Raw genomic sequence first — 19,228 nt, 5'->3', positions numbered from 1 at the left:
AAAATGCGACTAAACCTAAGCGCTAGCTGCGGGCCTCCAATGGGCACGTTCTAGCCGTTAGGCCCGCGGCTAACGCCGTCGGCTCACTAAAACAACAGCCCGCTTGCGCCGCACCGCTAACTAAGAGCATGGCATTGGGCGCGAGCTGTCCGGCCTCACCCCCATCTTCAATATTGCTAAAGCAGTAGCAACAATCGGCTTATTCGTGCTCGTGGACGATGTCGAAGTGGACTTCTCGCATCGGTAGCCAGAAGTCATTTTTGTGGTTGAGATCGTTTGAGCGAACGATGTTCAAGCTCACTTGCAGTTTCTTCAGCGCCGTATCGAACTGGCTCTTCGTGCAGGCGACTCGTTCAATCGCACGTTTGCGAAGAACACCTGTGTAGTTGGATTCTAAGCGGATAAGCTCGTAGACTTCCTGGGCGAGCGGATCCAGTTCCTCGACGCTCTGATACGCGGCCGGATAGTGCACGGTGCGGAAATGCTGCATCTCCATCAGCACGGCGTCGCCACCGGGAACTTTTCCGTAGAACACCTTGTCGGGATACGTTTGGGGAATTCGTGTCTTCCAATCCCAAACCGCCATCACCTTGGGACTCCAGCCACCGGCTTTCGGCTTCTTTTCCGAAAGCCCGGTGTTATCCCACAACGATGGATACGGAGAGCACTTACTACCAAATACCGTGCAAACCTTTTGGTCCAACACGAACTGATAAGCTTCGTCGAAGGTCTTGAGCAACAGGGAACTCCTTCGCAAGATTGACACTCCAGACGGCCAACGAGACGCACTCCCGGCGGCCTTTCCCACGACGTTCGATCCGGTTCACGCCGGATCAATTTAAAATTCCCGGAGGTGAGGCTCAGTCTTTGCGACTGGTGATTTCGATCAAGTGATAACCGAACTGAGTTTTGACAGGTCCGTGGACCTTATTCAAATCGCCGGTGAAGACGACATCGTCAAATTCCTTCACCATTTGTCCGGGGCTGAACGAGCCCAATGCGCCGCCCGATTTTCCAGATGGGCAAGCGGAAAACTCAGCGGCGACCGCGCCAAAATCTTTCCCGCCTTCGATCTGCTCTTTCAAGTCTTGGCAAACTTCTTCGGTTTCAACAAGGATGTGACGGGCGCTCGCAGTGGCCATGATAGTCTCGTGGTTTAAAATATTGATCTGGTTCAGAGAGGGACGACACCACCCGGCGTCGTTTTTCGAGGGCGATATCCTCGCTTGCCGGGCCCGTTTCGAAAACCCCGCTTGGAATCATTTCGCCAGCCGACAACCGCTCGAAATCCAGGGGGAGCAGCCTCACGCCCGATCCAAACACGGGCCGCGAGCCTCTCGCTCAGCCGCCCATTTCCCGAGATTTTCTCTGAGCCCGTTGCTTGTCGCGAAATCGCTTTTTGCGTTTGGCTTCTTTCTCTTTGTCTTCGATCGCCTTTTCTGCCATCCGTTTTGCGGTTTCAGCCTGTTCGCGTTGCATCATCTCGGGCGTCTCGTACGTCAATCGGCCCAAACCGCCAGAGCGGATCTCGTTGACGAAAATCGTTGACGCCCGGTCAATGTCGACTTGGTTATTCCGCCCCAAACAACCGCGTTTGCGGCCAATTGCCTCGATCAATTCCAGCTCCGTAGTCGGCACCGAGTCGAGATCGAACCGGCTGGCGATTCGATCGGGATACTTGTCAACCAAGTATCTCGCACCGAAAAACGCAACGTCGGCGTAGTCCATCGCCGTGTCTTTGATCGAACCGATCAGCGCCAATCGATAGCTGCTGTTGACGTTGTGGACGTTGGGCCAAAGGACACCGGGCGTATCGAGCAACGTGATGCCGTCACCAATATTAACGCTCTGTTGTTGTTTGGTGATTGCGGGTGTGTTGCCCGTCTTAGCGATCTTACGCCCCGCCAAGACGTTGATGATCGTCGATTTCCCGACGTTCGGGATTCCCACGATCATCGTCCGAATCGTTTTGCCATCTTTGTGCGGCACCATCCGAGCGGCGGCGTACTTGAGTTTTCGGATCGTCGGAATGTCTTCGGTGGTAACCGATCGAACCCGCACCCCCGCGGTCGCCCCGAGAAACTCTTGCCACTGGAGCGTCATTTCCTCGTCGGCCAAATCGCTCTTGGCGAGCACCTTCAAACACGGCTTCTCACCGCGAAGTTCTGCCAGCATCGGATTTTCACTCGAAAACGGAATCCGTGCATCCAAGACTTCGATGACGACGTCCACCTTTGGCAGTGCCGCTTGAATTTCAAGCCGGGCCTTGTGCATGTGTCCGGGGAACCATTGAATTTGCATGTCGTCGTCGGTCGTCAAAGACGTGTTGTGGCGATCGTGAATTGCGTTTGGCCAGGAAAGCCTTCGCGGCCAAATCGTGGCCCCCCGCTGAACCAACCGCTCAGGGGTCTCCCACGAGAAGACCTATTGAAACACGCAAGTAGCATGCCCGATAGGCGTGCCAGCGAAATCCCGCGTTGATCCGGCCCGCGCAAAACGCTTCCCAAGGCTAACTTTCCGCTCAAGACGACGCAAAACCGCGGTCCCCGTCGAGCGTTCAACAAACGATGCCGCCGGCGCGGGTGCACCGACGGCATCTGATAATTGGCCTGTGAGGGGATCCCCAAACATTGATTAGTACATGTCGTACTCGCCGCCGTGGCCCTTGGCCGCCTTGCCTTCGTCCTTAGGCCTTTCGGCGATCAACGCGTCGCTGGTCAACAACAAAGTCGAGACGCTCGATGCGTTTTCCAATGCCGTACGGACAACTTTGGTGGGATCGATCACGCCGGCTTCGACGAGGTCTTCGTAGGTATTGGTCGCGGCGTTGTATCCGTAGTTGCCTTTTTCGGCAGCGACCTTTTCACATACCAGTGAACCGTCTTGGCCCGCATTTTCGGCGATCCAAGTCATCGGAGCACGGCAGGCCTTGAGAACGATGTTGTAACCGGCTCGCTCGTCGTCGCTGAGCTTGGAAGCATCGCACTGACTCGCTGCACGCACCAGGGCCACACCGCCTCCCGGCAGGATGCCTTCTTCGACTGCCGCACGGGTCGCCGACAACGCGTCTTCGTAACGCATCTTCTTTTCTTTGACTTCGGCTTCGGTGGCGCCGCCGACACTGATCTTGGCCACACCGCCGACCAACTTCGCTTTGCGTTCTTGCAACTTCTCGCGATCGTAATCGCTGGTCGACTTCTCATGCTCGGTCTCAATCTGCTTGATGCGAGCTTGGATGTCCTCAGTCTTGCCGGCACCCTCGATGATCGTCGTATTCTCTTTGTCGATGATGACCTTCTTGGCAACACCCAGATCGGTAAGTTCGACATTCTCGAGCTTGACGCCGAGGCTTTCAAAGATCGCCTTACCACCAGTCAAGATCGCCATGTCTTCCATCATCGCTTTGCGTCGGTCACCAAAACCTGGCGCCTTCACCGCAGCGGCCACGAACGTGCCACGCAGGCGGTTGACGACCAACGTCGCCAAGGCTTCGCCGTCCACGTCTTCGGCAATGATCAACAGCGGACGACCAGACTTGGCCACCTTTTCCAACAACGGCACGAAGTCTCGCAGATTGCTGATCTTCTTCTCATGGATCAGAATGTAAGGCTCTTCGAGCACACATTCCATCGTGTCAGGCGATGTGACGAAGTACGGCGACAGATAGCCTTGGTCGAATTGCATTCCTTCGACCCATTTAACTTCCGTCTGCAAGCTCTTGCCTTCGTCAATCGTGACAACGCCATCTTTACCGACCTTTTCCATCGCGTCGGCGACGATTTGACCAACCTTGGCATCTTGGTTTCCGCTGATCCGAGCGACTTGCTCCATCTCTTTGCGGCCTTTGGTCGGCGTCGACATCGACTTCAATTTGTCGACGATGTCCTCGACCGCTTGCTCGATGCCGCGTTTCATACCGATCGGGTTGGTTCCCGCCACAACGGCACGCAGACCTTCGTTGAAGATCGCTTCGGCCAACACCGTGGCTGTGGTCGTTCCGTCACCAGCAACGTCATTGGTCTTCGAAGCGACTTCGCGAACCATCCGTGCCCCCATGTTTTCGTAGGGGTCTTCGAGATCAATCTCTTTCGCCACGGTGACCCCGTCACGAGTGACGATGGGTGAACCGTAACTCTTTTGAATGATCACATTGTGGCCACCCGGTCCGAGAGTGCTGCGGACGGTCTTGGCAAGTTTGTGAACACCACGCCGCATCGACTCGCGGGCTTCCTGTTCAAACGCAATGATTTTTGACATGGATTGTTTTCCTATTGTGAGTTTTCAATTCGCAATCGTCCCATGGATGGAACACCGACACCGCGTCATCATCGATTCATCTATTTAAGACCGACGTGATAAGAATTGGGCAGCTCGTGACATCAACGTCTCATGCAATACCACGGAACCATTGCGATCGGATTAGATGGAAGTTCAGCTGACTCTCGAGGAATCGTTCGTCGGCGAGGATCCCTTGAGGTGATCGCCGTTGATTCCCAAGAGCCAAACGAGACGAAGGACTAGTCTTCGATCACAGCCAAAATGTCACTCTCGCGAACGATCGTGTACTTGATGTCGTCGACTTCGAATTCGTCGCCACCGTATTTGTTCAGCAGCACGTGGTCGCCCGCCTGGACACTGAGAGGATGACGGGTTCCGTTCTCATCGAGTTTGCCGGGACCAACCGCGATCACTTTCGCGCGGTTGACCTTTTCCTTCGCCGAGTCCGGTAGGACGATACCGCCCGAGGTCGTCTCGTCGGCTTCGTCTCTTTGGCAGACGACGCGGTCAGCAAGTGGTTTGAGTTTAACGCTGGTGTTTGTTTCGGATTTCGTAGCAGTCGCCATGAAATGCCCTCCATCGTGATTGGACATCGCACAACCAATGTGGCCCTGCCGCTCCGGAGCCACAGTCAATTTGGCACATCGCCGGCGGCGAAAATCCGATAAGCAACCAGTGTGCCAGACACGCGTGAAGCCCGCGTCCACAAAGTCAGCGGACGCGGGCTTTCTAACGAGTATACGTCTGTCGATTTCTTAGCGTCGAAATGACCCGATAAGTTGACAGGCGATTGCCATGGATGACGGTTTCGGGCCAGATCTCGCATGGCGGATTCGAACGTACGACCTGACGATTTACTTCTCGGGAGTCACCGCGTTCTCCGCAGCAGATTCCGTTGCCGATTCGTTGTCGGCTTTGTTAACCGCGTTATCTTCCTGAGCAACCGATTCGCTTTTGTCACCAGTCGAATCACCAGGACCGGCTGATTCGTCGGTCACCTGCTCGGTCGGAAGCATTTCCGAGTTCAACCCCGTCGTCTGTTCGGCAGAATTATCGTCACTCGACTCTTCTACCGTCGCATCGCCGGGAGAATCGTCGATTGACGACTCAGACTCGGCCACGTCGGCGTTTTCCTTTGCTGCGTCGTCTGCGGTGTCGGCTTCGTTATCCTCCTCATCCTCTTCCAACACTTTCGCCTTGATGAAATCGGTTCGAGTAAGGGCGAGGTCGTCGTAATCTTCACCGGGAATCACGTAATACCACTGGGCAAATCGTCGGTTCAACTTCTCTGCCTTTTCTTGGCCGTTCTTCATCTTTTCTTGATAAGACTCGTACTCACGCACTGCGTCTTCGTAGTCGCTCTTTTGCTGTTCGTAGTCCTGGCGGATCTGCTCGAGCTTTTCATTCTCTCCCGTCGATTCATCCGACTCGGCGTCGATTGAATTCTCGTTGTCGGAGGCGGTCTCACTGGCGTCTTTTTCGTCGGACGCAGTTTTCGCATCCGCTTCCTTCAACTCCGATGGCATCTCGGGTTCGGTCGGTTTTTGCGGTTCGTCACCAAGATAGGTTTTGTCGAACTTGACGGTCACAAAGACATAGCGACCAGGCTTGTCGCGTTTCTTTTCGTTTTCATCTTCAGCAATAACGGAAGCATCGTCGGTCTGTTGATCGGAGTCTTGCGAATCTTTGGAGGCTTCGCCGGATACTTTGGCATCCCCTTCGGCCTGTTGCGATTCTTTCTTGCCTTCTCGATCCGCTTCGCTGCTTGGCGACAGACCGATTTCGAGTTCCTCTTGGCTGCCTGTGAACACACGACCGAAGTAGAGATGATAGACAAGCCCTTCATTGGTCGCCGTCGACAGCTCTCCTTCGCGGGCGATCAGTTTTAGCGCGTCCGGATCGCTTCCGCCAACCGGTTGGAGCAGAAACCCTCGCGAGAGCAAATCCGATTGCAGGCGGTCAACATCACGCTGCGAACGCAGCACCTCGCGGTCAAGTTGTAAATCCGGTCGGAGCCCTTTCTGTTTAGGGCGGACTCCCGAAATCTCCAGCCCCGCGATTGCATTGATGGTTTTGCGAACCGCATCTTGATGCACCTCAAGGTTTTCTTCGATTTCGGCCATTTCCCAGTCATCGCTCGATGATTCGCGACTCAACGTGGTAACGTCGCGATGTGTGATGGTCGCGTTGAGCTCATCAAACTGGTAATCATTCAGGCCAACATGAACGATGTCGAACGTGTTGATATCGAGCAGATCGGTATCGATCCAGTCGCTGAATTTTGTCGTGAGGTCGATATTGAGTTCGGCGATGTAAGTTTCATCTTCGGAAGGGTGCCGTACGTAGTATTGTCCGAACTCGTCTTCAACCTGATGCCCGATGATATAGTCCGCTAGGATCGAATCGTTTTCGCCGCGAAAGGTCAATCGTTTGCCCACGCCTTCGATCTGATCGACGCTCAGCGAATCGACTTCCGGGTCGACGACTCCATAGCGAGCATGGTCGGACGCCCAGCGGCTGACCAACGCACCACGTGTGATCCCGATCACACTACTCGCCGTTCTCGCGAGTTGCTCTTCCGCATCCGCCGGATAGTTGTGGTGCGATGGGATCACCCATCTACCGTCAGCCGTCCGCTCCACGGAAAACTCTTTTGCGGAGACTTGGTCTTTGTCGATGACCTGCACGTTGAGAGCCGTGGCGAGGGTGGGGTCCTTGAATTCGGGAAAGAACGCCTTACCGACTTTTCCGTACTCCTTAATCGCCGCAGGGCGACTGACGACTTCGACGCCCCCGGTGATGGCGAGACAAACGACGCCCGCCACCGCATAGGTAATCGTACGGCGTGTTTCGCGACCGAGCCCCGCCCACCGACTTTTGGCCGAATCGGTTGCGGACTTGATGGATTCCTTCGCTTGATCTCCGAGTGAACTCGACTGATCCGGCGAGGTTTGATTCTGAGTAATTGTGGACATGATATTCTTCCTTCAAAACGGTGTGAGGTGCAACGTTCCTTTTCGCCTGAAGACCAACGACGCTCGGGCGTTGAGGCCGTGGCATGTGCTCAAAGATGCATCGCTGGTTGCGTCTTGCGAGGCGTAAGGGTGCCGGTCCTACGACGCTTGCGGTCGATCGCGGCGCCGAGTTTCGACGACCGTATTTCGTTCGTCACGAGTTCGTTGGACAAAGACGAGTAACCCCATGGCGAGCGCCGGGATCGCGGGCAGTCCGACGGACCACAACCGGATATTCGATTCCAGTTTGCGGATCTGGCGATTCGTCGTCGCACGGATTTTGCGGATCTCATCGTTCTTTTCCTGCTCGATCTGTGCTTCCGCCAAGGACATTCGCTTCTGCTCGGCTTCTTGGGCTTGCTGCAGCATCTGAGCCTTTGCGATCGGGTCGAGACTTTCGTTTTCTCGAATCTCTTTCGCCCGTTTGCTCAACTGTTCACGGCGAAGTGCGAGTTCCGCATCCGCAGCCTTATCGGCGTCACGCTCGGCCTTGTTCGCTGCGTCCAGAAAGCCTCGTTTTTGCGTTTCGACGCGGACCAGAGTCCGGTGTGCGGGCCGACGACTGCGTAGCTCGATGAAAGATTCATCGCCAACGAGCCAGTCCACGGCGTTTAAAACAAACGTGACGTTGTCGAACTTCATACTCAGGTTTCCGAGATTGCGTTCTTGAAAGAAGAAGTCGGAAATCATGTCAACGTCAGCGACAAAAATCGCATTGAGCGGATTCTTCTCGTCCTCGCGGGAGACGTGCGCCGCCAGTGTATGAACACCACGATCGATCACACGAAACGGATTCGCTCGCGGGTTCACCGTGCTTTGCATTGAAAACATGTTGAAACCGCCTTCGTCGACGAATTCTTCCCACTGCAGCACACCCGATTCACTACCGGTACGAAGCAGCGGTTCGAACTCGATATCGCTGCCGCTGGCCGGTTGCACCGATCCGGCATAGAGTGCGATCAGTTCTTGCAGACCACGCGTGATCTCGTTGCCGGGGTTAAACGCTTCGGATTGTTGGTTTTGTCGCGTCACGAACACGTATTCAGCCGGCAACATCGCAAATTCAGGATGCGGGTTGTCCAAATCGAACACGACCGCGTCGTACTGCCAACGAATCCCCAACGCCTCGAGCAATCGTGTCGCTCGACCGTCATCGGCTTTGGGTTCCGGAGAAGAGTCACCGCCCATCACCGAAGAATGACCATTCTTGGGCTGTCTCGGAGCGCCCGTCACACCAAATCCGCTGCTGCCGAGCGTCAGCGGAAACGGATCATCGAAAATCAACAACGGATTACCCGTCTTGGCATACGCGACAAGGTTGTCCATCTCCGCCGCGGTCAATGACGAAGGCATGACAGCCAACAAGACGTCAAACGCATCGGCATCAATTTCGGAGGACGGCGAGACTTCTTGGACTTCGTATTGCTTGCGAAGTTCTTGCACGATCTGCCAATCGTTGCCTGACATCAAACCAGCATCGGTGGTCAGGACACCGACGGTATGCCGTTGTTCGTGAGCGACAGTCTGGATCGATCGAGTGAGTTCATACTCAATCGGAAGACCTTTGCCAAAGAACGGCACCACGACTTTGTCATAGCTACTAATGATGACGGCACCAAGATAAACGTCCACCTCGCTGCGTCGACCGTCTTGATCGGTCATGACCTGAACCGGTTCGATGCCAAAGTGTTCAGCCTCCTCAGCTTGCGGACTAAACTGCTCGACATCGACGTACCGCACTTCGAGATTCTTGCCACCGAGTTCATCGAACTGCCGCAGCAAACCAACGAGTCGTTTTCGGGTTTCGGAGTACTCGCGAGGCACCTCGGGACTCAAGAACGCTTGAATTTCGATCGGGCGATCAGAGTCGAGATCACGCAAGATCGTTCGCGTGGCATCTGACAAACTAAACAACCGCTCGCTCGTCGCATCCACACGCAAGGCACTGTATCCGGCCCAGGCGGTGACGCATCCCAGTATCGCCGCGACACTGACGGTGCGAATCGCAAATTGTCCGGCCATCGAAGGGCCGCGTTTGGAATGCCAATGCCGTCAAGTCATCACGACGTAGTTGAGATAGAGCGTCAGCACAGTCAAGCCGAAGAAATAGAAGATGCCTGACAGCGGCACGACCCCCATACCGAAATCACGAAATTGCTCGGCCAGACTGAATCGGTTCAGCGTATCGCCCAATCCGATCATGTTTCCCAGGTCGCCGATGAACACGGGGATGGAACACAAGACGATTCCGACCACAAAGGCGACCGTCATGTTTGCCGTCAACAGCGACGCAAGCATCCCCGCGCTGAGCAGTGCCGCCCCGGCAATCCAGTACCCAAAGTACGTCGTCGCGATCAGCCCCCAGTCGGGATTCCCGAGGTACATCAACACAAAGAGGTGCGCCATCGAAAAGATCAACGCGACGCTGTAAACGGCCACCACGGCGAGATACTTACCGAGCAAAATTTCTTTCTCGGTCGCGGGCAACGTAAATAGAAGTTCGTCTGTACCCATCTTCTTCTCTTCCGCCCAGACACTCATCGTGACCGCGGGAATGAAGAAGAGCAGCAACACGGGATACCACTGCGTCAGTTGATCGAGGTCCGGCGTGTTGCTGGTGAAGAATCTCGCGTTGAATGCGAGTGCACCGCCGATCACGACGAAGACGACAATAAATAGATACCCGAGCACCCCGGAGAAGTAACTCGCGAAATTGCGTTTAAAGATTGATTCGATGACACGTTTACGAAGCTGCATGGCTGAATTCCTTGATTTCTCTGATTCGAATGATCTGCGTAAGAAAGAGGCATCGCAGACTACGCGGCGACGGTGAGCTCACGGAACTTCTGTTCCATCGCGTCGCTGTGCGTGCCGAGTTCGGACGTCGGACCGTCGAACACCAATCGACCTTCATTGATCAGCACCACACGACTGCAAACCGCATGGACTTCTTGCAAGATGTGGGTCGACAGGAGGACCGTTTTTGTCTCCGCGAGACTTTCGATCAACTCGCGCACACCGTGCACTTGATTCGGATCCAAACCGCTGGTCGGCTCGTCGAGGATCAACACATCCGGATCGTGTAAGAGAGCCTGCGCCATGCCGACTCGTTGACGATAACCTCGCGAAAGTTTGCCGATCGCTTTGCCCCACACATCACCGAGCGAGCACTGGCCACAAACCCACGACATCCGGTCTCGCAACTCGCCACCGGATAGCATCCGAGTTTCGCCAACGTACTTTAGAAACGAGTGCGGCGTCATCTCGGGATACAGGGGACCATTTTCGGGCAAGTAGCCGAGTCGCTGCGCCGCAGAAATTCGATCGGCGTGTACGTCATACCCACCTATCTTCGACACGCCTTCATCCGGCGCAAGAAACCCCGTCAGCATCTTCATGGTCGTGGATTTACCAGCGCCATTGGGCCCGAGAAATGCACAGACTTGGCCAGCGGGAACTGAAAACGTGATGTTTTGGGCGGCGGCAAACTCGCCGTAGAATTTTGATAGACCTGATGCTTCGATCATGTCCGCCATAGGTGTCTACCTCCTGTCGGGATCTCATTGTGATACCGGCCGCGTCCCGGCGACCACGAAAGCCGCTCGCCAAAAACCCGCCGATTTGCCTGCCCTCTTAGCAGCCGGCGTGCCAACGGCGGGTGATTCCCGTCTGCCTCCCATACGAATGACATTCTGACGCGATCATGGCCAAACTGTCGCATTCGGCCGAACTTTCTGGCATCGTTTTGCCTTCGTACACGCTGGCGGATTGCCGATTTCCAGGCGGGTCAACGAAAGGACAAACGTAAGCGTCAAATTGACAATCGGGACGCCTCCATGAGATCCACAATGCGCCTGTCGAGCCGTAGCATCGAGGGATCCCAACGCCCGTGAGACTTCACGCGGGCACGGTGTTTGCAATCATTACCATTGTGGCAGGATTCACACTTTTATTTGAAATGAAAGGCGTTCCAAACCCAACAGACAACGATCTCGAAACCACTCCCCATTGCTGATCGAGGGTGCGACAATGAACAAAATTCAACCGCGTGCCACAAAACATGATTGCGATTTGCGAGTTCATGACGATGGCGATCTACGTGCCGGACACTCGTCGGATTCGGCCTGCGGCTCCGTAGACCATCACCATTGCCACCCCGAGGCTGCGCATCAGAAAACCTATTCCGGCATTGATTTGATGCGAGATCTCCTACCCGTCCTCGACAACCTTGAACGCACGATCCTCGCCGCCGAACACAGTGGGGATTTTGATGAATTCCTCGAGGGGGTTTCTTTAGTTCGCGACCAATTCTTCAACACACTTACTGACCATGGATTGCAGGAAGTGCCCGGGGCATGGTGCCCATACAACGCCAGCCACCATGAGACGGTTGGTGAAAAGGAGTGCAACGGGCATCCAGATGGGTCTGTTATGGAAGTGCTCGAACTAGGCTATCGGATGCACGACCGCTTGATCCGTCCTTCCAAAGTGATTGTTTCTCGTAACCTTTCCAACAACTCGGGAGAACGCAGTATGAGTTACTACGTGATTATCGAAACGGACCGTGGTTACACCATCGCCGGTGTCGCGGAAGGGTCAACAGCCGAGTCGGTCGCGATGGATGCCGGAGGCGTTTTGATCGACGACGCCCGCTACCATTCGTACCAGGAAGCGCAGGACGTGTTGATGGCTCTCCCAAGTCCGTTCCCTGAAAAAGCGAACGAGTGATTCCTCCGAGGCGATACCGTCACCGCGTCACAGTCACGGCCTAAAAACCGTAGTGAATGCGATCGATTGACACGATGGCATTCTGACGACCGCCGGTTTGGGATTGGTACGCCTCTTGCATAAAGCGATCGCGATCTTTTCTTCACGTTTGGCGGTTAGCCGAGGGTGCATCCGACTTCTCCGCCACTTTCGGCCTAGCCGTCCAATCGTGTGAGTTCGGACTTAACAAAGGAATCCAACGATGAAAATCGCACAGGTCGCGCCTCTCATTGAAACCGTCCCGCCAAAAACCTACGGAGGCACCGAACGTGTTGTCCATTACTTGACCGAGGAACTCGTTGCGCAAGGTCACGACGTGACCTTGTTCGCCAGCGGTGACTCGCTCACCAATGCCAAACACGTCGCCGTCGTCGAAGAATCACTGCGATGTGGGAGCGTCCCCCGCGATCCCGCCATTTGGCATCAGCGACAGCTGATGGAAGTATTACGTCGAGCTGACGAATTCGACATCATTCACTTCCACACCGACTTCAGTCATTTCAGCGTTATGCGTTACATCAACACCCCGCATGTCACGACGCTGCACGGTCGACTCGACCTACCCGATTTCCAAACGGTATTCGACGAGTTCAGCGACATGCCGGTCGTTTCGATCAGTGAATCCCAACGTACACCGATCAAGAACGCCAATTGGGTCGGCACCGTCTATAACGGAACACCTGGAGAAAACTATGTATTCCAACCCTCACCCGATCCCAATGAATACTTCGCGTTTCTCGGGCGTTTCTCTCCCGAAAAAGGCCCCGAACGGGCAATCGAAATCGCCAAACGCTTGGGCGTTAAGCTGAAAATGGCGGCCAAGATCGACCCCGTCGACGAGGCCTACTTCGCCGAACGAATCCGACCGCATCTCGACAACCCATTGATCGAATACGTCGGTGAAGTGAATGAATCTCAAAAGAACCGATTGCTCGGAGGTGCCAAAGCGTTACTGTTCCCAATCGATTGGCCCGAGCCGTTCGGACTGGTGATGACCGAATCGATGGCGTGCGGAACCCCCGTCATCGCATTCCGAAACGGAAGCGTCGATGAGGTCATGGATAATGGCGTCAGTGGTTACATCGTTGAGAGTATCGACGAAGCCGTCGAAGCCGCTCGCAACGTTGACAAGATCAAACGTCGTGGCTGTCGCATCTATTTCCAAAACCGATTCTCCGCAGAATCGATGTCGATGGGTTATGTCGGCGTCTACGAAAAACTGATCAAACCACGATCAAACGCGATTCAAGTGTCGTGTCATCAGCCGATCTCGAATCGCACCACGCCATCGGCAACGGCAGGTTGACGCCCGATGCGTGATTCACCAAATCGCAGTCGGTCGTCGGCTTTATCAACATGAAACTTTGGGATGGAACCGGACAGCTTCCCCAGTTCCGCGAAACCATTTCAGCGGCAGGACGCACTCCCAATGCCATCTACTTTGTTAGCGGTGCGGCGAAAGTCGCCCGGTTGCAGCACGTAAGATGTTCGAAATTTGCCGATCGGCTCGCCGCTCCATCATAAAAACCACCGGGTTAGCGTGAAAGCAGATGGCATTGGTCGCATGCCCTTCGGTTTAAGCACTCCAAGTTCACGTCAAAAAAAGCACCAGCAAGATTCACTCAACCTTCTGCGGCTCCGGAATCACCGACATTGTCATTCGCCCGATGTTTGTATCGACCAGTCGTCACGAAACCCGGATCGCCCACTTTCACCCCGAAACTTCACTCGACCCACCATGAGCACAACTTCTCCTGCCAAAGTTGAAACCGGAACAACGGATTGGGACATTCAATCGCAAACCAACCGCGCGCCTGCTGACATTCAAGTAGTCAAGCAAGGTGACACGTTTGCCATTTTCGATAAATTTGGTGAGATCGGAACGACGGGTGATTGCGAACAGGGTCTCTACCATCTCGGCACCCGATTTTTGTCGAACTGGGAGATGCTTATCAATGACAGGCATCCCCTTTTGTTGAACTCCACAATGAAGGAGGACAATAGCTCATTCGTCGTGCAGATGACGACTCCTGAGCTGCCGCAAACCAATCACGACTTACCGCAGGGGACGCTTCATGTTTTTCGCAGCATGTTGCTTGACGGAGGCGCGTTTTATGAACACCTTCGACTCAAAAACTATTCACGTTTCCCGATCGAGCTGAACATCGAATACCGTTACCTCGCTGACTTTCACGACATATTCGAAGTGCGGGGTGAACGTCGCGCCAAACGCGGGGACATGCTCGATGCCGAAGTCGATTCGTCGAGCGTCAAACTCGCCTATCGCGGTCTCGACGAGCAATTACGCCACGTTTGCGTCCGGTTTGAAGGAGAGATCGACACGATCGACTCCACCCGCTGCGTCCTCAAAGTTCGGCTTGACGGTGGCGCCGAAACGACGCTGCACGCGACCGCGGAGTGCCGCACCGAAAAACCGGGGCATGTCAAAAAACCGGTGTCTCCGCCCCGCAATCATGCGGAGGCCGTCGTCGGATGGAACAATCGAATTCGCGAAACCGAATCGGAACGCACCGAGATTTTTACTTCCAATGAAGAATTCAACGGTTGGCTCAATCGCAGCAACGCCGACCTCGACATGCTGATCTCGGACACGCTTTACGGGCGGTATCCGTACGCGGGCGTGCCTTGGTTTGCGACACCTTTCGGACGAGACGGGATCATCACCGCGATGGAAACGCTTTGGGTGCGACCGAAACTGTCCCGTGGGGTTCTGAGTTTCTTGGCCGCGACCCAGGCGACGGAGGTCGATCCACTTGCCGAAGCGGAACCGGGAAAAATTATCCACGAAATGCGTGATGGCGAAATGGCGGCGTTGGGCGAAGTGCCCTTCCGACGTTATTACGGAACTGTCGATGCAACACCGCTGTTCGTCATCCTGGCAGGGCAGTACTACCGTCGTACCAACGACCGCGAATTCATCGAGCTAATCTGGCACAACATCCGGCGGGCCGTCGATTGGATCGACGAGTACGGAGACGTCGACGGGGACGGTTTTGTCGAGTACGAATCACACAACGATCGCGGGCTCACGCACCAGTGTTGGAAAGACAGCAACGATTCCATCTTTCATAGTGATGGACGCGACGCGACGGGCGCGATCGCCGTTAGCGAGGTGCAAGGATACGTTTACCAAGCCAAACTGCTCGCAGCGGAACTCGCCGAGGTGATGAACGATCCGGCTTGGGCCAACGAACTCCGTAGCCAAGCCGGCAAGCTCAAACAGAAATTCAACGAAGCCTTTTGGGTCAACTCGATCGGCACCTACGCAATCGCGTTGGACGGAGACAAGACCCCCTGCGAAGTTCGCAATAGCAATGCCGGGCATTTGCTGCTGAGCGGCATTGTCGACGAATCACACGCCGCATCCGTCGCAGCGACGTTGACGGACGCACGGGCGTTTAACGGTTGGGGAATCCGCACGATCAGCGAGGGCGAAGCTCGATTCAACCCGATGTCCTATCACAACGGATCGGTCTGGCCGCACGACACCGCCATGTGCGCCGCGGGCTTAGCACGCTACGGATTCCGGGACGAATGCGCCCGCGTGATCGCCGGATTGTTTGATGCTTCGTTGTTTAACGATCTGCATCGGTTGCCAGAACTGTTCTGTGGGTTCGATCGTTTACCCGGCCACGCGCCAACGCTCTACCCCGTGGCCTGTTCTCCGCAGGCGTGGGCAACCGGGGCGGTGTTCTTGCTACTGCAAAGCATCCTCGGCCTGACATTCACGCCAACGAAACCGCAGATCCAATTTGAGAATCCGCGGCTGCCGAGCTTCCTTAACTGGGTTCGCATTCGAAACTTGCGAATCGGTGACGGCGTTGTCGACCTGGCATTCCATAGCCACCGCCGAGACGTCGGCATGAATGTCGAACGCAAAGAAGGCGACGTGCAAATCGTCGTGATGGGCTAACGGCGTCTACCTGACTGAGATGTTTTTGTCAGCGTGCATCTTCGCACGGAACGTCGCGTTCCGGGACGTCGACTTCATTACTACGGGATTTCAAAAGTAGCAGAACGGCGCAAGCCGTTCGGTAACGCGGGACCGGACGGCTCGCGCCGTTCCGATAAAAGTAGCACTAACATAATCATTGGTCCCCGAGCCAGTCTCGTACTTCCACCCCTCAAGGGGCCCGGCAAACGCTTGGTTTTCGACACCGCGCTACGAAATTTTCCACTGAGTTCAGCGATTGGTACAGGCGTTGCATTTTCTTGCATTTTGGACAGCAGCGACTGTCAAAATTGCAAACTCAATCTTCTTTTGACCCCGCTAAAAGGAGGAAAAGACCATGTTAGCGACACGTTGGGAACCCTGGAGTGAACTGAATCGGCTCAGCCGCGAGATGGATCGCCTATTTGGACGCGGTGGCAACATTGCCAACAGCATGTCTGGCGTCGTAACGTTCCCTGCCATGAATGTTTGGGCCGACAATGACAACTTGTATGCCGAAGCCGAGTTGCCAGGATTCGTTTTGGACGACTTGGAAATCTACGTCACCGGAAATCAACTGACGATCAAAGGCGAGCGTCGTCCCCCTGAACAAGAAGGTGGCACGTGGCATCGTCAAGAACGCGGTTATGGCAAGTTTAGCCGGATGATCGAACTCCCTGGCGACATCAACAGCGACGCCGTATCAGCGGAATTCACGAACGGTGTGCTACGCGTCACGTTGCCAAAGAGCGAAGCCGTGAAGCCTCGCCGCATCAACGTCAACGCAAGTTGATTCCTTAAATGGAAGCTCGAGCAGGGAACCGCCGAGCCCGGACATACCTTAACAAGATGCTTTTGAAAACACGCAGGCAAAGCGACCGGCCCGCAGACGAGTAACGGTTTGAGTCGCTTCCCATTGCGAGCGAACTATCAAAAGGAGAATCCCCATGAGTACCACAATGACAACCAGCAATCAAAATCAAGCACAAAAAACGCACGGACAAACGGGCCAATCGGGCAACGAAAACGCCGAAGCTCTCCGCAGCGTGTTCCAACCCAGATTCGATATTTGGGAAGGCGATGACGAGCTAATTCTCTACGGCGACCTTCCCGGTGTCAGCGGCGACGACCTGGATATCAGTTTCGAAAATCGTCAACTGACCATTCACGGAAAAGTCAGCCGCAGCCATGAAGGCAAAGGTTATCTGTTTAGCGAATACGATGTCGGCGACTTCCATCGAACATTTACGATCGGTGAAGCGATCAATAGCGAAGCCATTTCGGCGGAACTGCACGATGGCGTACTGAAGCTTCACCTGCCGAAATCGGAAAAAGTCAAACCTCGTCGCATCGAGGTGAAAACCGGTTGATCGGCTGGGGTTTGATTCGCAGTCAGAACTCAATAGTCTCCGCCGAGAGTTCTGATTAGCCCGCGTCACACATTTCCAAAGTGTGGTGCGGGCTTTTTTGTGCGATGATGTCCGGTCGCAACCTAGATCGGTTTCGAGAGTGATTCAGAGACCGAGTTCCTTCACCCGTCGCTGCATCGTTCGCGTGCTAATCCCCAATCGCCTGGCCGCTGCCTTACGGCATCCGTTCGTCTCTTTGAGTGCTCTTCGGATCGCTTCCATTTCAATCTCTGCCATGGTCATACCGGGACCGATCAGAGGCGCCGATTCGTCGGGGTCGTGCAAGGCGGCGAGATCGAGCAGATCCAGCGCCGCGCGGCTGCGCAGCAACGCCGGATTGATCCCCAGCCTTCTGGCCGCCTCCGTCTTGTCTCCGCCGGTTCGTTCGAGGACTTCGTTAACGAGCCGACGTTCCACCGCGCCGATCACGTCGTCATAAAGGTGAGGGGAATCAAAGTTGAACCCTGGCAGACTACAGTCACCACGCTCGGCCACGCCATTAGGATTGGTGTCCGCAGATTTTCCCGCTGGCGGCGGTGCAGCGGCCATTGCCTGATCGGCTGAGTCTTGAACATTGTCCGGTAGCGGCGGATCGTTCTCGACGGGATTCGGCGACGTGGCGTCCACGACAGAATTCGGCAAAAAATCGGCTAACAATACCGGCCCAGATGTCTTCAAAACGGCCTGACGTATCACGTTCTGCAGTTCCCGGACGTTGCCGGGCCAGTCGTACTCGCGGAGCGCCCGCATCGCGTCGGGCGAGACCATGCGGACTTCCTTGTTTAAGTCGCCACAGGCGTGACATCGAAAATGCTCGACCAAGAGATCGAGATCGGAACCACGATCACGCAGCGGAGGCAAATGGATCGAAAACCCATTAAGTCGATAATACAGGTCGGCTCGGAACTCCCCGTCACTGACCATTTTCTCCAAATGACGATGCGTCGCCGCGATCACCCGAACGTCGGAGCGGATCGTTTCGTTACCGCCAACACGCTCGAATTGCTTTTCTTGTAACACGCGAATCAATTTACTTTGCAGAACAGGCGACATATCGCCGATTTCGTCCAAGAACAATGTCCCGCCGCTGCACTGTTCGAACTTCCCAATCCGCTTCCGATCCGCACCCGTGAACGCACCTTTCTCGTGACCGAACAGCTCGCTTTCGAGCAGCGTTTCAGGAATCGCCGCACAGTTGACCGCCAGGAATGGCCCCTGCACTCGCTCGCTGAATTGGTACAGGGCTCGAGCGACGAGTTCCTTTCCCGTTCCGCTCTCGCCACGGATCAGAACCGTCACGTCTTGAGCGGCCACAATCCCGATCGATTTGTAAACCTCTTGCATCGCCGCACAACGGCCGATGATGGAGTGAATGTCACTCGAGATGCGGTCCGAATTGATCTCGACGGGAACATCGGTCAGTCTGCGAATTTCCAGGGCGCGGGCAACGACACGACGAAGTTCCGCGACATTGATCGGTTTGAGCAGGTAGTCCAACGCACCGAGTTTCATCGCACGGATCGCGGTGCTCGATTCACCTCCCGAGGTGACAAAGATGACAGGCAGATGTTCGTCGATTTCACGAATCTTTTTCAGAACGCTTAAACCGTCGCCATCGGGCAACATCACGTCGAGAACCGCGACATCGATCCGACGCTGGCGGAGCAGCCGCATGGCCTCCTTGTCACACTGGGCCGTGACCACTTCGTAGGCTTGTTTTTCCAGAGCGAGACGAACCAGATTCAAGTCCGCAGGTTCGTCGTCAACAACCAAGATTCGAGGCATAGCGAAAGTTCCGCCGTTCTCAG

Annotated in this window: 16 protein-coding genes; 6 read left to right on the top strand and 10 right to left on the bottom strand. The window is 55.1% G+C overall.

The features are described from left to right. Positions 1-199: 199 nt before the first annotated feature. The 9 genes from NB063_RS24025 to NB063_RS23985 all read right to left on the bottom strand — a co-directional run bounded on the left by NB063_RS24025 (position 200) and on the right by NB063_RS23985 (position 10,828). On the bottom strand, positions 200-739 hold the full coding sequence (locus tag NB063_RS24025; RefSeq protein ID WP_250931489.1) for an AlkZ-related protein: 540 nt from the start codon (positions 737-739) through the stop codon (positions 200-202). Between the two features lie 121 nt (positions 740-860). Next, complete coding sequence (locus NB063_RS24020; RefSeq protein WP_261367556.1) at positions 861-1,142, bottom strand: peptidylprolyl isomerase; 282 nt, start codon at positions 1,140-1,142, stop codon at positions 861-863. A gap of 199 nt (positions 1,143-1,341) precedes the next feature. Beyond that, entirely contained in the window at positions 1,342-2,301 is a 960-nt protein-coding gene (gene ylqF / locus NB063_RS24015; protein WP_250931488.1) for a ribosome biogenesis GTPase YlqF, read from the bottom strand. A gap of 333 nt (positions 2,302-2,634) precedes the next feature. Continuing rightward, positions 2,635-4,257 (bottom strand): chaperonin GroEL, encoded by a 1,623-nt coding sequence (gene groL / locus NB063_RS24010; RefSeq protein ID WP_250931487.1) that lies wholly within the window; start codon positions 4,255-4,257, stop codon positions 2,635-2,637. Positions 4,258-4,517: 260 nt separating this feature from the next. Beyond that, complete coding sequence (locus tag NB063_RS24005; RefSeq protein WP_250931485.1) at positions 4,518-4,844, bottom strand: co-chaperone GroES; 327 nt, start codon at positions 4,842-4,844, stop codon at positions 4,518-4,520. Positions 4,845-5,132: 288 nt separating this feature from the next. Next, positions 5,133-7,253 (bottom strand): DUF4340 domain-containing protein, encoded by a 2,121-nt coding sequence (locus NB063_RS24000; protein WP_250931483.1) that lies wholly within the window; start codon positions 7,251-7,253, stop codon positions 5,133-5,135. A gap of 138 nt (positions 7,254-7,391) precedes the next feature. Beyond that, positions 7,392-9,314 carry a Gldg family protein gene (locus NB063_RS23995; RefSeq protein ID WP_250931481.1) on the bottom strand — a complete coding sequence of 641 codons (1,923 nt, stop codon included), beginning with the start codon at positions 9,312-9,314 and terminating at the stop codon, positions 7,392-7,394. Between the two features lie 30 nt (positions 9,315-9,344). After that, complete coding sequence (locus NB063_RS23990; protein ID WP_250931480.1) at positions 9,345-10,049, bottom strand: ABC transporter permease subunit; 705 nt, start codon at positions 10,047-10,049, stop codon at positions 9,345-9,347. A gap of 59 nt (positions 10,050-10,108) precedes the next feature. Beyond that, positions 10,109-10,828 carry an ABC transporter ATP-binding protein gene (locus tag NB063_RS23985; RefSeq protein ID WP_250931478.1) on the bottom strand — a complete coding sequence of 240 codons (720 nt, stop codon included), beginning with the start codon at positions 10,826-10,828 and terminating at the stop codon, positions 10,109-10,111. A 493-nt stretch (positions 10,829-11,321) separates the two neighbouring features. On the opposite strand from NB063_RS23985, the gene NB063_RS23980 reads away from it, so the two are divergent. From NB063_RS23980 to NB063_RS23955, 6 genes are all read left to right on the top strand, one after another. After that, on the top strand, positions 11,322-12,020 hold the full coding sequence (locus NB063_RS23980) for a nucleotide exchange factor GrpE (protein WP_250931476.1): 699 nt from the start codon (positions 11,322-11,324) through the stop codon (positions 12,018-12,020). 241 nt (positions 12,021-12,261) lie between these two features. Next, the gene (locus NB063_RS23975; RefSeq protein WP_250931475.1) at positions 12,262-13,365 is read left to right on the top strand and encodes a glycosyltransferase family 4 protein; all 1,104 of its coding nucleotides are present in this window, start codon (positions 12,262-12,264) and stop codon (positions 13,363-13,365) included. 50 nt (positions 13,366-13,415) lie between these two features. After that, positions 13,416-13,583: a hypothetical protein gene (locus NB063_RS23970; protein WP_250931473.1), complete on the top strand. Its 168-nt coding sequence runs from the start codon at positions 13,416-13,418 to the stop codon at positions 13,581-13,583. A gap of 214 nt (positions 13,584-13,797) precedes the next feature. After that, positions 13,798-15,993 (top strand): amylo-alpha-1,6-glucosidase, encoded by a 2,196-nt coding sequence (locus NB063_RS23965; protein WP_250931472.1) that lies wholly within the window; start codon positions 13,798-13,800, stop codon positions 15,991-15,993. 376 nt (positions 15,994-16,369) lie between these two features. Further along, positions 16,370-16,804, top strand: a complete 435-nt coding sequence (locus tag NB063_RS23960; RefSeq protein WP_250931470.1) for an Hsp20/alpha crystallin family protein — start codon at positions 16,370-16,372, stop codon at positions 16,802-16,804. A gap of 154 nt (positions 16,805-16,958) precedes the next feature. Further along, positions 16,959-17,381, top strand: a complete 423-nt coding sequence (locus NB063_RS23955) for an Hsp20/alpha crystallin family protein (protein ID WP_250931469.1) — start codon at positions 16,959-16,961, stop codon at positions 17,379-17,381. A gap of 144 nt (positions 17,382-17,525) precedes the next feature. On the opposite strand, the gene NB063_RS23950 is transcribed toward NB063_RS23955, so the two are convergent. Beyond that, positions 17,526-19,205: a sigma 54-interacting transcriptional regulator gene (locus NB063_RS23950; protein WP_250931467.1), complete on the bottom strand. Its 1,680-nt coding sequence runs from the start codon at positions 19,203-19,205 to the stop codon at positions 17,526-17,528. Between the last annotated feature and the right edge of the window lie 23 nt (positions 19,206-19,228).

Origin of the sequence: Aporhodopirellula aestuarii (assembly GCF_023701485.1) — a bacterium.
Lineage (GTDB): Bacteria > Planctomycetota > Planctomycetia > Pirellulales > Pirellulaceae > Rhodopirellula > Rhodopirellula aestuarii.
This window is presented reverse-complemented; position numbering and strand designations above follow the sequence as displayed.

Coding starts and splice junctions, on each gene's coding strand:
- NB063_RS23975 (WP_250931475.1), top strand. CDS start 12,262: ATGAAAATCGCACAGGTCGCGCCTCTCATTGAAACCGTCCCGCCAAAA.
- NB063_RS23990 (WP_250931480.1), bottom strand. CDS start 10,049: ATGCAGCTTCGTAAACGTGTCATCGAATCAATCTTTAAACGCAATTTC.
- NB063_RS23965 (WP_250931472.1), top strand. CDS start 13,798: ATGAGCACAACTTCTCCTGCCAAAGTTGAAACCGGAACAACGGATTGG.
- NB063_RS23985 (WP_250931478.1), bottom strand. CDS start 10,828: ATGGCGGACATGATCGAAGCATCAGGTCTATCAAAATTCTACGGCGAG.
- NB063_RS23970 (WP_250931473.1), top strand. CDS start 13,416: ATGAAACTTTGGGATGGAACCGGACAGCTTCCCCAGTTCCGCGAAACC.
- NB063_RS24000 (WP_250931483.1), bottom strand. CDS start 7,253: ATGTCCACAATTACTCAGAATCAAACCTCGCCGGATCAGTCGAGTTCA.
- NB063_RS23960 (WP_250931470.1), top strand. CDS start 16,370: ATGTTAGCGACACGTTGGGAACCCTGGAGTGAACTGAATCGGCTCAGC.
- NB063_RS23980 (WP_250931476.1), top strand. CDS start 11,322: ATGAACAAAATTCAACCGCGTGCCACAAAACATGATTGCGATTTGCGA.
- NB063_RS23955 (WP_250931469.1), top strand. CDS start 16,959: ATGAGTACCACAATGACAACCAGCAATCAAAATCAAGCACAAAAAACG.
- groL (WP_250931487.1), bottom strand. CDS start 4,257: ATGTCAAAAATCATTGCGTTTGAACAGGAAGCCCGCGAGTCGATGCGG.
- ylqF (WP_250931488.1), bottom strand. CDS start 2,301: ATGCAAATTCAATGGTTCCCCGGACACATGCACAAGGCCCGGCTTGAA.
- NB063_RS23950 (WP_250931467.1), bottom strand. CDS start 19,205: ATGCCTCGAATCTTGGTTGTTGACGACGAACCTGCGGACTTGAATCTG.
- NB063_RS23995 (WP_250931481.1), bottom strand. CDS start 9,314: ATGGCCGGACAATTTGCGATTCGCACCGTCAGTGTCGCGGCGATACTG.
- NB063_RS24005 (WP_250931485.1), bottom strand. CDS start 4,844: ATGGCGACTGCTACGAAATCCGAAACAAACACCAGCGTTAAACTCAAA.
- NB063_RS24020 (WP_261367556.1), bottom strand. CDS start 1,142: ATGGCCACTGCGAGCGCCCGTCACATCCTTGTTGAAACCGAAGAAGTT.